This window comes from Caulobacter sp. LjRoot300, from assembly GCF_964253875.1.
Lineage (GTDB): Bacteria > Pseudomonadota > Alphaproteobacteria > Caulobacterales > Caulobacteraceae > Caulobacter.
Genome location: NZ_CAXUSA020000001.1, coordinates 1,101,159 through 1,115,008 on the forward strand (window position 1 = coordinate 1,101,159; position 13,850 = coordinate 1,115,008).

General features: G+C 69.0%; 11 protein-coding genes. 4 read left to right on the forward strand and 7 right to left on the reverse strand.

All coding sequences use genetic code 11. The features are described 5' to 3' along the window. Positions 1–264: 264 nt before the first annotated feature. Positions 265–2,775: an MASE1 domain-containing protein gene (locus ACSQ2G_RS05100; RefSeq protein WP_436028811.1), complete on the forward strand. Its 2,511-nt coding sequence runs from the start codon at positions 265–267 to the stop codon at positions 2,773–2,775. Between the two features lie 77 nt (positions 2,776–2,852). Beyond that, positions 2,853–3,494, forward strand: a complete 642-nt coding sequence (locus ACSQ2G_RS05105) for a glutathione S-transferase family protein (protein WP_436028813.1) — start codon at positions 2,853–2,855, stop codon at positions 3,492–3,494. 84 nt (positions 3,495–3,578) lie between these two features. Here the strand turns inward: ACSQ2G_RS05105 and ACSQ2G_RS05110 are convergent, their stop codons facing one another. The 6 genes from ACSQ2G_RS05110 to ACSQ2G_RS05135 all read right to left on the reverse strand — a co-directional run bounded on the left by ACSQ2G_RS05110 (position 3,579) and on the right by ACSQ2G_RS05135 (position 11,138). Further along, positions 3,579–4,148, reverse strand: a complete 570-nt coding sequence (locus ACSQ2G_RS05110) for an OmpA family protein (protein WP_436028814.1) — start codon at positions 4,146–4,148, stop codon at positions 3,579–3,581. A gap of 328 nt (positions 4,149–4,476) precedes the next feature. Further along, entirely contained in the window at positions 4,477–7,071 is a 2,595-nt protein-coding gene (gene clpB / locus ACSQ2G_RS05115; RefSeq protein ID WP_436028816.1) for an ATP-dependent chaperone ClpB, read from the reverse strand. A 330-nt stretch (positions 7,072–7,401) separates the two neighbouring features. Beyond that, positions 7,402–8,139 (reverse strand): M48 family metallopeptidase, encoded by a 738-nt coding sequence (locus tag ACSQ2G_RS05120; RefSeq protein WP_436028817.1) that lies wholly within the window; start codon positions 8,137–8,139, stop codon positions 7,402–7,404. Between the two features lie 91 nt (positions 8,140–8,230). Next, positions 8,231–8,569: a response regulator gene (locus tag ACSQ2G_RS05125; RefSeq protein ID WP_436028819.1), complete on the reverse strand. Its 339-nt coding sequence runs from the start codon at positions 8,567–8,569 to the stop codon at positions 8,231–8,233. A 10-nt stretch (positions 8,570–8,579) separates the two neighbouring features. Continuing rightward, a complete protein-coding gene (locus ACSQ2G_RS05130) occupies positions 8,580–9,632 on the reverse strand; it encodes a sensor histidine kinase (RefSeq protein ID WP_436028821.1) in 1,053 nt (350 codons plus the stop codon). Positions 9,633–9,722: 90 nt separating this feature from the next. Beyond that, on the reverse strand, positions 9,723–11,138 hold the full coding sequence (locus tag ACSQ2G_RS05135; protein WP_436028823.1) for a M20/M25/M40 family metallo-hydrolase: 1,416 nt from the start codon (positions 11,136–11,138) through the stop codon (positions 9,723–9,725). Positions 11,139–11,423: 285 nt separating this feature from the next. Between ACSQ2G_RS05135 and ACSQ2G_RS05140 the strand changes: the two genes are divergently transcribed. Beyond that, on the forward strand, positions 11,424–11,981 hold the full coding sequence (locus tag ACSQ2G_RS05140) for a hypothetical protein (RefSeq protein ID WP_436028824.1): 558 nt from the start codon (positions 11,424–11,426) through the stop codon (positions 11,979–11,981). Continuing rightward, positions 11,981–12,481 (forward strand): SecDF P1 head subdomain-containing protein, encoded by a 501-nt coding sequence (locus ACSQ2G_RS05145; protein WP_436028825.1) that lies wholly within the window; start codon positions 11,981–11,983, stop codon positions 12,479–12,481. The genes ACSQ2G_RS05140 and ACSQ2G_RS05145 overlap by 1 nt, the downstream gene beginning before the upstream one ends. Positions 12,482–12,581: 100 nt before the next feature. On the opposite strand, the gene ACSQ2G_RS05150 is transcribed toward ACSQ2G_RS05145, so the two are convergent. Beyond that, positions 12,582–13,703, reverse strand: a complete 1,122-nt coding sequence (locus ACSQ2G_RS05150) for a DUF4167 domain-containing protein (RefSeq protein ID WP_436028826.1) — start codon at positions 13,701–13,703, stop codon at positions 12,582–12,584. Positions 13,704–13,850 lie beyond the last annotated feature (147 nt).

Consider the following 13,850-nt stretch of genomic DNA (forward strand, 5'->3'; position numbering starts at 1 on the left):
ATCTGTGGCCAATTAGGCGTTTAGCGCCGGTGCGCCGCCCTCGTCCTTCGACAGGCTCAGGATGAGGGCTACTTGTAGGGCGGCCGAGTAGAATTCCTCATCCTGAGTTTGTCGAAGGACGAGGAATTCGGCCCAAGACCGTCAACTTTCCATAGGCCCTGAGAGAGTGACGCGCCAAGCCACTGTTCTTTAAGGCCTTCAGCCTATGCGTGCTTCAGGGGCGCCGACTCGAGCGGAAGCTGGGCGCCCCGCGAAAGCAGGGCGATGACAGAGACGACCTCCCCCGCCTCGATCCGGTCGATCTCGAAGTGGACCGGTGGCGACATCCTGAAGACGCTGGCCCTGGCCGTGATCGCGGCGGTCGGCTACGCCCTGCTGGCCTATCTCTGCGTCGAATTCCCCCGCAACTACAGCCAGGTGGCGCCGATCTGGCTGTCCAACGGCTTCGGCGTGGCCTGCCTGCTGTCGTGCCGCGGCCGGCACTGGCCGGCTGTACTGCTGGGATGCCTGGCCGGCGGACTGGCGGCCGGCGCCCACGTCCACGACCTGGTCACGGTCAACATCGTGCTGGTCAGCTGCAACATCATCCAGGTCTTCGTCTGCGCCTGGGGCATGCGCCGCGTGGTCGGCCAGGAGGTCGACCTGGGCCGGCCCCGGGACATGGTCGCCTTCGCCCTGATCTGCGGCCTGGCCGCCCCGATCGCCACCGGGGTGGTGACCGCCTCGATCCATACGGCCATGCGTGGCGGGGCGCTGCTGGCCAATATCGGCGTCTGGTCGCTGGGCGACATCCTGGGCCTGATGACCATCACGCCCTGCCTGTTGGCCCTGGTCCGCCTGCGCCATTACCTGCGCGAGCGCCCCCTGTCGGCCAGCGGCGTCGCCTGCCTGCTGCTGCTTCTGGCGGTGACCGTCGGCGTCTTCACCCAGCACCGGCCGCTGCTGTTCATGATCCCGCCGGTCATGCTGCTGGTCGCCTGGCGGCTGGAGGTGCTGGGCGCGGCGCTGAGCGCGACCCTGGTCGCGATCGTGGCGGTGATCTTCACCATGGCCGGCCGAGGCCCCATCACGCTGCTGCAGGCCGGTTCGGCCGACCAGGCGATCGTGCTGCAGCTGTTCCTGGCGGTGGCGATCTTCATCAGCCTGCCCGTGGCCTCGATCCAGCGGCGCCGGCGCCAGATGCTGCAGAGCATGACCGAGGCCAACGCCGCGGTGTTCCGCAGCGAGGCGCGCTTCCGCCAGTTGGCCGAGGACGCCCAGGACATGATCGTCCACAGCAACCTGCGGGGCGTCATCCAGTACGTCTCGCCGGCGTGCGTGGCGATGATGGGTTACGCGCCCGAGGAACTGGTCGGCCGCGAGGGCATGACCACCGTGCACGAGGACGACCGCGAGGCCGTCCGCGCCGTGGTGATCGAACACATCGCCCACATGGCCGCCCATGACGACAACGGCCCCAGCCGCGTCCAATATCGCGCGATCCGCAAGGACGGCCAGATGATCTGGCTGGAATCCCGCCCCAGCCTGCAGCGCGACCCGCTGACCGGAGCGGTTCTCGGCATCACCGACATCGTCCGCGACGTCACCGAGCAGAAGGCCATGGAGCGCCAGCTGCGCGAGGCCCGCAACGCGGCCGAGGCCGCCGCCGCGGTGAAGGGCGAGTTCCTGGCCAATATGAGCCACGAACTGCGCACGCCCCTGACCTCGGTGCTGGGCTTCGCCCGCCTGGTGGACGACGAGGCGGATCTGTCGCCCGACGCGCGCCGCTTCATCGGCCGTGTGCTGAGCGGCGGCAAGGCCCTGCTGACCACCATCAACGACATCCTGGACTTCTCGAAACTCGAGGCCGGCCAGCTGGAGCTGAAGCTGGAGCCCGTCGCGCCCGGCCCGCTGATCGAGGAGGCGCTGGGCCTGTTCTCGCTGGAGACCGACGCCCGGGGCGTGGCCCTGCGCGCCGAAGGCCTGGGCGCCCTGCCCGCCGACCTGCTGCTCGACGGCGGTCGCCTGCGTCAGGTGCTGCTGAACCTGATCGGCAACGCGGTGAAGTTCACCGAGGCGGGGTCGATCACCGTCGCCGCCGCCTATGACGACGCCGCCGAGCGGCTGAGCGTATCGGTGCGCGACACCGGCCCGGGCATCGCGCCCGAGGCCGTCGACCTGCTGTTCCGCCGCTTTTCCCAGGTCGACGCCGGCCTGACCCGCAAGCACGGCGGCACCGGCCTGGGCCTGGCGATCTGCAAGGGCCTGGTCGAGGCGATGGGCGGCCGCATCGGCGTCGTCAGCGTGCCGGGCGACGGGGCGTGCTTCAGCTTCGACATCGCCGCGCCGTCGACGGCTCGAGCCGAGGCCAGCCCCTCCCACGACGCCGCCATCCCGCCGCTGCCGCCCGCCTGCCGGGTGCTGATCGTCGACGACAACCCCGCCAACCGCGAGCTGGTCAACGCCATCCTCACCGCCCTGGGGGCCGAGGTCGCCGAGGCCGTGGATGGCGAGGAAGGGGTGGCGGCCGCCGCGGCGGCTCCGTTCGACGCCATCCTGATGGACCTGCGCATGCCGCGCCTGGACGGCGCCCAGGCCGCCCTGCGCATCCGCAACGGCGGCGGCCCCAACACCGCGACCCCGATCATTGCCTTCTCGGCCGACGCCCGCCCCGGCAATCCCGGCGGGGTCTTCGACGGCTCGGTGTCCAAGCCGATGACCGCCGCCGGCCTGGTCGACGCGCTCAACCGCGCCATGACCGCCGCCCCCGACAGGGCGCTGCGGGTTTCGGCCTAATTCGAAGATCACCGGTCTGCGAGATTGCGCGCCCGGCCGCACGCGCTAGGATCGCGCCTCCTTTTGGAGGGCCAGCCATGAGCGACGAACTCGTTTTCTACACCAACCCCATGTCGCGCGGTCGCATCGTGCGCTGGATGCTCGAGGAGGTCGGCGCGCCCTACCGCACGGTGACGCTCGACTACGCCGCGTCGATGAAGGCGCCCGAATATCTGGCGATCAATCCGATGGGCAAGGTGCCGGCCATCACCCATCGCGGCGTGACGGTCACCGAAGGCGCGGCGATCTGCGCCTACCTGGCCGACGCCTTTCCGGAGGCCGGCCTAGCGCCGCCCGTCGGCGCTCCCGAGCGCGGGACCTATTATCGCTGGCTGATGTTCGGCTGCGGCCCGGTCGAGGCGGCTGTGACCAACAAGGCCCTGGGCGTCGAGGTGCCGCCCGAGCGCCGCGCCACGGCCGGCTATGGCTGCCTGGAAGACACCCTGAACGCCCTGGAGACGGCCGTGACCGGCCGCCCGTACATCGTCGGCGACCGCTTCTCGGCCGCCGACGTCTATGTCGGCTCGCAGATCGGCTGGGGCATGATGTTCGGCTCGATCGAGAAGCGCCCAGCCTTCGAGGCCTATTGGGCCGGGATCAGCCAGCGCCCCGCGGCCAAGCGGGCCTCCCAGATTGACGACGCGCTGATCGCCAAGGCCAAGGAGGCGGCGGACGCCTGACGCTCCCTCCGTCCGTTCTCCTCCCCCGTGAAACGGGGTGTCAGGGGACGGGGACAGGCGCATGCGCCTGTCCCCAAGCCAAACCTAGGCCAGGACCTGGATCACCACGCGGCGGTTCTGGGCGCGGCCGTCGGGGTTGTCGTTGGGGGCCACGGGGTCTTCCTCGCCGTACGAGATCGTCGCCATGCGGTTCAGCGGCACGCCCTGCTTGCTGAGGAACTTGCGCACCGTCTCGGCCCGCTCGCCGGCCAGGCCTTCGTTGTACTTCGGATCACCGGTGGCGTCGGTGAAGCCCTGGATTTCCAGATAGACGTTCTTGTTGTCGCCCTTCAGCTTCGAGGCGAAGTCGGCCAGGCGCTGCTCGGCTTCCGGCGACAGCTCATACTGGTTCAGCGGGAACTTCACCGAGTCGTCGCTCAGCACCACCGAGTACAGGAACTTGCCCTCGGCCAGCTTGCCGGCGTCGGTCGCCCGCTTCAGCGCTTCCTGGCTGGTCCGGTCGACCTCGGCCAGCTTGGTCTCGGTCCCGTCGACGCGCGTGTTCACCACGCCGACCTGATCGTTGACATACCCCTTGGTCGCGCAGCCGCTGACCGACAGTCCGCCGGCCACCAGAGCGCTCACCATCATCATCTTGTAGTTCATGCTAATCATGGCACACCCTTCCGCCTTCTGTTTCAACACCGAGCGCCAAGCTGAGCCGTCCCACACCCCAGCGGCGGCGCTTCGTCAGGTCAAAATCGACATTCGAAAGAGGCGAATTCTGGGCCTGTTCTGGACAGACTTGGCCATTGCAGAGAAGGCGACCCGCCCACTCTTAAATAACGCGCGCGTACGCGGAACCTGAACAAAGGTTCCCAATAAATATTTGTAATATGCTGAGGTTGAGCGACCATCCTGGACCGCTTTTCCCGTCTCCGCCAGACAGAAAAGCGGGCGCGCCCGTCGGACGCGCCCGCCAAGGATTCGGTTGAGCTGGAATTTACTGCAACGTCGCCTTGCCGATCGCCAGGCCGTCGGGCCCGGCGCCGACCGCGATCACCCCGCCGTCCTCCAGGTCGCCGGCCAGCAGCTTGCGGGCGATCGGGTCGATCAGGTCCTTCTGGATCACCCGCTTGAGCGGGCGCGCGCCATAGACCGGGTCGTAGCCCTTGTCGGCCAGCCACTGCAGGGCCTCGGCGTCGAGCGCCACGGTCATGCGGCGCTCGGCCAGCATCTTTTCGACCCGCTGCAGCTGGATGCGGACGATGTCGCCCATGTTGGCGCGCGACAGGCGCTTGAACAGGATGATCTCGTCGATCCGGTTGAGGAACTCGGGCCGGAAGTGGCCGCGCACCGTGTTCATCACCATCGGCCGCACGGCCTCGACGTCGTCACCGTCCTCCTGGCCGGCCAGGAATTCGGACCCGAGGTTGGAGGTCATGATGATCAGGGTGTTCCTGAAATCGACCGTCCGGCCTTGCCCGTCCGTGAGGCGACCGTCGTCAAGGACCTGAAGAAGAACGTTGAAGACGTCCGGATGGGCCTTCTCGATCTCGTCGAACAGCAGCACCTGGTAAGGCCGCCGACGCACGGCCTCGGTCAGCGCCCCGCCCTCGTCGTAGCCGACATAGCCGGGGGGCGCGCCGATCATCCGGCTGACCGAATGCTTCTCCATGTATTCCGACATGTCCATGCGGGTGATGGCGTGCTCGTCGGCGAACATGAACTCGGCCAGGGCCTTGGTCAGCTCGGTCTTGCCGACGCCGGTCGGGCCCAGGAAGAGGAACGAGCCGATCGGCTTGGAGGGGTCGTGCAGGCCGGCCCGGGCGCGGCGGACGGCGTCGGACACCGCCTCCAGCGCCTCGTCCTGACCGACGACGCGGCCGCGCAGGGCGTCCTCCATCTTCAGCAGCTTCTCGCGCTCGCCCTCCAGCATCTTCTCGACCGGCACCCCGGTCCAGCGGCTGACCACGGCGGCGATCTGCTCGGCGTCGACCACCTCGGGCGTCAGCGACTTCTGCGTCGCCCCGCCGTTCTCGCCTGCCTCGGCTTCCGCCAGGCGGCGTTCCAGGGCGGGGATCTCGCCGTACTGGATCTGGCCGGCCCGGGCGAAGTCGCCGGCCCGCTGGGCGGTCGCCAGGTCGGCGCGCAGGCGGTCCAGGGCCTCGCGAGCCTGGGCGGCGCCGCCGACCTTGTCCTTCTCGGCCTTCCAGCGCGCCGTCATCTCGTCGGAGCGGAACTGCAGGTCGTCGATCTCGGTCTCGAGGTTTTCCAGCCGCTGCTTCGAAGCCGCGTCGGTCTCCTTGCTCAGGGCCTCGCGCTCGATCTTCAGCTGCACCAGGCGGCGGTCGATCTCGTCCAGCTCCTCGGGCTTGGAGTCGATCTGCATTCGCACCCGGCTGGCGGCCTCGTCGACCAGGTCGATGGCCTTGTCGGGCAGGAAGCGGTCGGCGATGTAGCGGTTGCTGAGGGTGGCGGCGGCGACGATGGCGCTGTCGCTGATGCGCACCCCATGGTGCACCTCGTATTTCTCCTTCAGGCCGCGCAGGATCGAGACGGTGTCCTCGACCGTCGGCTCGCTGACGAACACCGGCTGGAAGCGGCGGGCCAGGGCCGCGTCCTTCTCGACGTGCTTGCGGTACTCGTCCAGCGTGGTGGCGCCGACGCAGTGCAGCTCGCCGCGCGCCAGGGCGGGTTTCAGCAGGTTGGAGGCGTCCATGGCCCCGTCGCTCTTGCCGGCCCCGACCAGGGTGTGCATCTCGTCGATGAACAGGATGATCGAACCCTCGGCGGCGGTGACCTCACCGAGCACGGCCTTCAGCCGCTCCTCGAACTCGCCGCGATACTTCGCGCCGGCGATCAGGCTGCCCATGTCCAGCGACAGCAGCTTCTTGTCCTTCAGGCTCTCGGGCACGTCGCCGTTGACGATGCGCTGGGCCAGGCCCTCGACGATGGCGGTCTTGCCGACCCCCGGCTCGCCGATCAGCACGGGGTTGTTCTTGGTGCGGCGGCTCAGCACCTGGATGGTGCGGCGGATCTCCTCGTCGCGGCCGATCACCGGGTCGATCTTGCCGTCGCGGGCCGCCTGGGTCAGGTCGCGGGCGTAGCGCTTGAGCGCGTCATAGCCTTCCTCGGCCGAGGCGCTGTCGGCGGTGCGCCCCTTGCGGACGGCGGCGGCGGCGGTCTCCAAGCCCTGGGCCGAAGCCCCGGCGTCCTTCAGGATCTTGGCCGCGTCGCCGCCTTCCTTGGCGATGGCGATCAGCAGGCGCTCGGTGGTGACGAAGGCGTCGCCGGCCTTCTTCGCCCCCTCCTCGGCCGCGCTGAACACCCGGGCGGTGTCGGGCTTCATATAGAGCTGGCCGCCGGCCCCGTCGACGCGGGGGGTCTTGGCCAGCAGGGCGTCGGTCGCGGCGTCGGCCGCGTCGGGCCGGCCGCCGGCGCTCTGGATCAGGGCGCGACTGAGGCCGTCCTTCTCCTCGAGCAGGACCTTGAGCAGGTGTTCGGGGCCAAGCTGCTGGTGACCCCGGGCCAGGGCCAGGCTCTGGGCCGATTGCACGGCTTGCTTGGCGCGGTCGGAATAGAGGTCGATCTTCATGATATCCCCAGTTCAGGCGGATTAGGCCGGGCCGCCTTGATCAAGCGCAACTCGGTCCACGGGGATGTAGTGTGGCCGATCCGCCACACAAGGACCGCCTGGCCGGAACCTGCGCTCCCCTCCTCACCAAGTCGGGACGGTCGCATATGTTCGTGCCCCCAAACGCCTGTCATCCCGGACAAGGCCCGGAGGGCCGCCGATCCGGGACCGCCGCAAGCACCTGCGCTCTGACCCCGGTCCCGGATCTGCGCGCTGCGCGCTTGTCCGGGATGACAACCGTGTTGGCTATGGCGATAGGCCTTCCCCGCGATGCGGGTGAGGAGGATCGGTTCACCACCCCCGTTGAACGATATAGGCTTCCAGCGCCTGGATCCGGGCGGCGTCGGACGGGTGGGTCGAGGCGAACTGCGGGGTGTTGGGGCCGCCGCTGGCCTGCATGTGCCGCCACAGGATCACCGCCTCGCGCGGGCGGTAGCCGGCCCGCTGCATGAAGTCGACGCCCAGGCGGTCGGCCTCCAGCTCCTGCTTGCGCGAGAACGGCAGCAGGAAGCCGTACTTGGCGCCCGCCCCGCCATAGCTGGAGATCGCCCGGGCCGCGTCGGACGAGCCGGCCGCCGCGCCCAGCACGCCCAGCACCAGGCTGGAGGTCAGGTTTTGCGACTGGCGCTCGGCGGCGTGACGGGCGACCACGTGGCCGGCCTCGTGGCCGATCACCGCGGCCAGCTGGTCATCGTTGTCGACCAGTTTCAGCAGGCCGGTCGTCACGCCCACATGGCCGCCAGGCAGGACAAAGGCGTTGGGGGCGGCGTCCTCGAACACCGCATAGTCCCAGGGCCGCTGGCCCAGGCCGGCGGCGTCGACCACCCGCTGGCCGACGGCGCGCACCCGGGCGTTGGCGGCCCGGTTTGGACTGACCTTGCTGGTGGCCAGCGCCTGGCTCCACGCCTGCTCACCGGCCTTGGCCAGGCTGGCGTCGTCGACGATGGTCATCTGCTGGCGGCCCAGTTCGGGATTGTAGGCGCAGGCCGAAAGCGTGAACGCGGCGAGGACCAGGAGAGCGGAACGCAAATCGAAACTCCGGCAAGACGGATGATCTTGGCGCAGGACAGTGAAGGATCGGGAGGCCGCTTGTCCATCGCGCGGTAGGGCCGCCGCCGCCTTAGTCCCGGTCGATGGCGCCCACCACCCGGGCCAGATGCCGCGGATCTATGGGTTTGGAGAGCACGGGCGCATCGCGCAGATCGCCGCGCACGCCCTGTTCGCCATAACCGGTGATGAAGACGAACGGGATCTTGCGGTCGCGCAGGATGTCGGCGGCAGCGAACGAGGTCTCGCCGTCGAGATTGACGTCCAGCAGCGCGAAATCGATGACCGCCGTGCGGGCGGCGCTCTCGGCCTCGGCCGCCGACGAGGCCAGGCCGACGATGGTGCAGCCCAGGTCGCCCAGCATGTCCTCGACCAGCATGGCGACGAACAGTTCGTCCTCGACCACCAGCACCCGAAGCGACTCAGACGCCGCCTCGGATGAAGCGGGTGGGCTGGCCGGGCTTGGCGAGGGCGGAGCTGATCGTGCAGACAACTCCCGTCGGCGGATATTCGAGCCGCACCTCACCGCCGAGTTCCCGCGCCAGCCCCCCGGTGATGAGACGACTGCCAAAGCCCTGGCGGCTTGGCGTGGTGACCATGGGGCCATCGATTTCCTCCCACCGCAGATCCAGTCTTTCAACGTCGGCTTCGTTGACCCGCGCCCAACTCAGGATCACGTGTCCGGCCTGATTGGACAACGCGCCGTACTTGGTGGCGTTGGTCATCAGCTCATGCAAGGCCAGGGAAAGCGACAAGGCCACCTTGGGCGCCAGACGGAACGCGGGACCGTCCACCGTGAACCGCTCCGGATCGCCGTGCGAGGCGGTCAGCGAGGCGACCACATCGCGCAGCTCGGCGCCTTCCCAGCTCTCGAGCGTCAGGATGTCATGGGCCCGCGCCAACGCCAACAGCCGCGTGGTCAGCGAGTCGCGCGCCCCGTCCAGGTCGCTGGCGTTGCGCAGCGTCTGGCCGGCGACGGACTGCACCGTCGCCAGGGTGTTCTTGACGCGGTGGTTCAGCTCGTTGACCAGCAGGCGCTGCAGTTCCTCGGCGCGCTTGCGCTCGGTGATGTCGCGCATCACCCCGGTGAAGAAGCGCTTTCCGTCCTCCCGCCATTCGGCGATCGACAGTTCCAGCGGAAAGGTCGAGCCGTCGCGCCGCAGCCCCGAGACCTCGCGGCCAATGCCGATGATCCGACGTTCGCCCGTTTCGCGGTACCGGTCCAGATAGCCGTCGTGCTCCTTGTGGTAGGGCTCGGGCATTAGGATGCGGATGTTGCGCCCGACCACGTCCTCGGCCGCATGCCCGAACAATCGCTCGGCGGCGGGATTGAAGGCCTCGACCCGTCCGACCTCGTCGATCACCACGATGGCGTCGACCGCGGTGTCGACAATAGCCCGGTATCGCGCCTCGACCCCGCCCGAAGCCGGGGAGACGATTTGGGCGCGGCGTTTGCCTTCCTCGAGTTCGGTCATGATCGACTTCGCCCCCTGCGAACCATGACTCTAACCCTGTAGTTGCGGACCGCCTAGAGACTTGTCCTTTACGAGAGCGTCGCCGGCGCGCTACTTTCCGTCCGCATACAGCCTGACCACCTCGTAGAGGAACTGGCGGCCGTTCATCAGCGCCTTGACCTGGATGCGCTCGTTCAGGCCGTGGATATGGTCGCCGTCGACGCCGGCCATCAGGCCCGACAGGCCGTAGGTCGGCACCCCGGCGGCGTTGGTGAAGCGGCCGTCGGTGGCGCCGGTCAGCATGGCGGGGATGAACGGCACGCCCGGCCAGATCTTGCTCGCGACCTTGGTGGCCGGGGCCATGATCCGGGGCGTCAGCGGCGGTGGCGGGCTGACCGGATCCGGGTCGGCGGCCAGGGTGATCTTGATGGCCGGGTCGGCGACGATCTGCTCCAGCTGGTCGCGGATGACCTTCGGATCGTTGCCCGGCAGGATGCGGCAGTTGACGTTGGCCTTGGCGCGCTGCGGCAGGGCGTTGGGCGCGTGGCCGGCCTCGACCATGGTGGCCACGCAGGTGGTGCGCATCATGCTGTTGCGGCCCGGGTCTCGGGCCAGGATGGCGGCGGCCGCAGCGTCGGCGGGATCCTTGACCATGGCCCGCATGGCGGCCGCCACCTCGGGATCGGGCTCGATCCTGGCGTTCTGCTCGTAATAGCCCTTGGTGGCGTCGTTCAGGGCGATCGGGAAGTCGTAGGCCCCCAGCCGCGCCAGGCCATTGGCCAGGTGGTAGATCGCGTTGTCCTTGACCGGCCGCGAGGAGTGGCCGCCGGCGTTGGTCACTTCCAGAGTGTAGTCCATGTAGACCTTCTCGCCGACCTGGATGCCCAGAAGCCGGGGCTGACCCTTGTCATCCAGTTGGCTGTCGTCGCCCTCGTTCAGCGCGAAGTCGGCCTTCATGGCCTCGGGATACTTCTCCAGCAGCCAGGGCACGCTGTTGAACTGGCCGCCCTCCTCGCCGCAGGTCAGGGCCAGCTTCAGGTCGCGCCTGGGCTTGAAGCCCTCCTGCTTGTAGCGCACCAGGCTGTCGGTGAAGATCGCGGCCATGGCCTTGTCGTCGCTGGCCCCGCGGGCGTAGAAGTAGCCGCCCTCCTCGACCAGCTTGAACGGATCGCGCTCCCAGTCCTCGCGCTTGGCCTCGACCACGTCGATATGGGCCAGCAGCAGGACGGCGCCGGCCTTGGGGTCCTTGCCGTGCAGGGTGGCCAGCAGGGCGCCGGCCTTGGGATGCTCGTCGGGGAACACCACGCGCACGTCGCTGTCGGGGAAGCCCGCCGCCTTCAGCCGCGCGCCCATGGCCTGGGCCGCCGCCGTGCAGCTGCCCTGCGAGGCCGTGGTGTTGATCTCGACCAGTTCCTTGTAGAGGCCGCGGAAGGCTGTCTCGCCAGAGTCCTGGGCCCTGGCGGAGGTCATGGAAAGCGCCGACAGGGCGGCCGCCGTCAGGAGAAAGCTCTTAGTCTTGCCGCGCATGGTCGCCCCCTAATGTGTGGGAGGAAGCTAGGCGGGGTTCACCGCCCCACGCAATGGGTGACGTAGGTCGTGACAGGCCAGGGATTCACCTAAGAAACTGTCATCCCGGACAAGCTCGGCGAAGCCGAGCGCCGATCCGGGACCGCCGGAAACGCGGCGTTCACGCCCCGCCCCCGGATCTTCGCACTGCGCGCTCGTCCGGGGTGACAAGCGTTTCCTTGCGTTGCCGGGGGCCTATTGTCGGCTATCAGGGACCCACGCCGGACGCCGAACAGGAGATGGACCATGCGGATCAAGTCTATGGCGGCGCTTGCCGTGCTGATGTCGTGCTCGGTCGCGGCCGCCGACGCCGCGGAAACCGCGCCGTTCGATCCGGCCACGGTCGACATCGCTGACATCCTGGCCTGCAAGATCGACGGCGGCCATTATGTCGGGTTTTCGATGTCGTTCAGCGATGACGACAGCCCGGGCGGCGCCAAGGCGCGCGGCTGGGTGAGGCTGCCGCCCCCAAGCCCGACCTTCTCGGCCTATCGCCTGCCCAAGCCGCTCAACGTCTTCGGCCAGACCACCAGCACCGTGGCCTTCAAGGGTTCGGCGATGATGGCGGTCCTCGACCTGCCGGACGCGACCGCGCTCGGCGCGGCGCAGGGCGTCACCAACGTTCTTGCGGGGACCGGACGCTTCATGGGCGAACGCCTCGTCGACGACTCGACCCGGGTGGATCCGGAATCGGGATTTCGCTTCAAGAACCGCTCGTCCCTGAAAATCACGAGCCATCCGGCGTTTCCGGGCAAGACGCTGATCGGATGCGAGTACGACGGCCAGTTGCAGCCTCCCGCCTGATGGCGGTCGTCAGGCTCGTCGCGTCCGCGGCGCTGATCACGCTGTCAGCCTTCGGGGTTGGCGCGATCGATGCGCCGGCCCTTGCGCAGGACAAGGATCGGGCCGCCGCGGCCGGCGAGACGCGCTGCCCGGCCGGCGGCGCCTTTTCGATCGCCGGCGAAACCTTCGGGCCGGGCGATGTGACGGAGGTCGAGACGCAGTTCAGCGACCTGGGTATGCCGCTGGTCCAGATCGACCTGAGCGACCGGGGCCAGGCGCGTTTCGTGGCGCTGCAGGATGGGCGGGTAGGCGACCGACTGCCGATCTGCCTGGGCGGCGTCCTGCTGTCGGATCCCTATCTGACGGAGCCGATCACGGGATTCAGCCTGCAGATCGCCGGCGCCATGACGGTCTCGGAGACCCAGGATCTGGCCAGGCGGATCCGGGAACAGCTGGGTCTGAAGAGCAAGGCGCTGCTCTCGTCAGGCGCGCCGGATCATCCCGCCGAACCGACCAATTAACGCTGGATCGCGGCCCGTGCGGAAATCCCGGGCGCGAGGCCCGGGATGATGGGTGAAAGCACGGAGGCGGTCGCCCAGCGCGCCGGGCCACCAAAAGACGTTACGCCTCTTCCGACCCCGGCGTGGCGCTTTCGAAGCTGCGCGGGGCGCGGCGGCGCTTGGGCTTGGCCGGGGCCTCGCCCTCGTCGGCGGTTGGCGCGACGGGCGCGGCTTCGGCCGGAGCCTCGGCGCGAGTCGACTTGCGGCCGAGGAAGGCCGGGGCGTGGCTGACGTCGCCGTCCTGGCCGCGCAGCAGCGGCGAAGCCGGAGCCTCGCTGGTCAGCGGCGTGGCCTGGGGCTCGATCACCGCCATCGGGTCGCGGTCGCGCGGCGCCCGTTCCCGGCGCGGACGTTCGCGGCGGCCTTCGCTCGGCGCGGCCTCGGTCGCCTCGACGGCGGCCGGACGCTCTTCACGGACCCGCTCCTCGCGGGGACGGTCGTCACGCGGACGGTCGTCGCGGAAGCGGTCTTCCCGCGGCGCGCGCTCTTCACGAGGCCGGTCATCGCGCGGACGGTCGTCCCGCGGGCGATCTTCGCGAGGGCGGTCATCACGGGGCCGGTCATCACGGGGACGATCGTCGCGCTGGCCGTCGCGAGGACGGTCGTCACGGTCGCGCCAGCGGTCGCGGCGGCTCTGGCCCTGGCCTTGCTGGCCCTCGAAGCGGTCGCGGTTCTGGTTGTTGTCGCGCGGACGGTCGTCGCGTTGCCCTTCTCTGGGGCGATCGTCGCGGGGACGGTTCTCGAACCGGTCGCGACGCTGTTCGCCGCCCTGGCCTTCGCCGTCGCCGCCGTCGGCCGGAGTCTCGGCCTGGGTCGTCTCGGGGGTTTCGGACTGTTCCTCGGGCTCGGCCTCGAAGTCGATCTCGTAGGCCGAATAGGCGTCCTTGCCGATGATGTCGCTGACCGGCCGATTCGGCTGGATGGCGCGCAGGACGCGGAAATAGTGCTCGGCGTGCTGCAGGTAGTTCTCGGCCAGGACCCGGTCGCCGGACGACGTCGCGTCGCGGGCCAGCTGCTGGTACTTCTCGTAGACGCTCTGGGCCGCGCCGCGAACCTTCACGCCTTCGGGGCCGTTCGAATCGAAAGCCCGGTTGGCGTTGTGCTGCTGAGGCTTGCCGCCGCTACCCGTGCCGCCGCGATTGTTGCGGCCGCGCTGGCGCTTCATGCCCTTGAAATCTCTCATCTTCTCTTCTGAACCTGTCCGGCGGCGATCTGCGCGTCCGGTGTTTGGCCTCTGGAGCGGGGTGAACCCGGTTAGGGTCTGCCTTCGATGTTCTAGAGACGCTGGTTTCCGTAGAGCCTCCGCCCGGTTCGGGCGCGGCGATCAGCC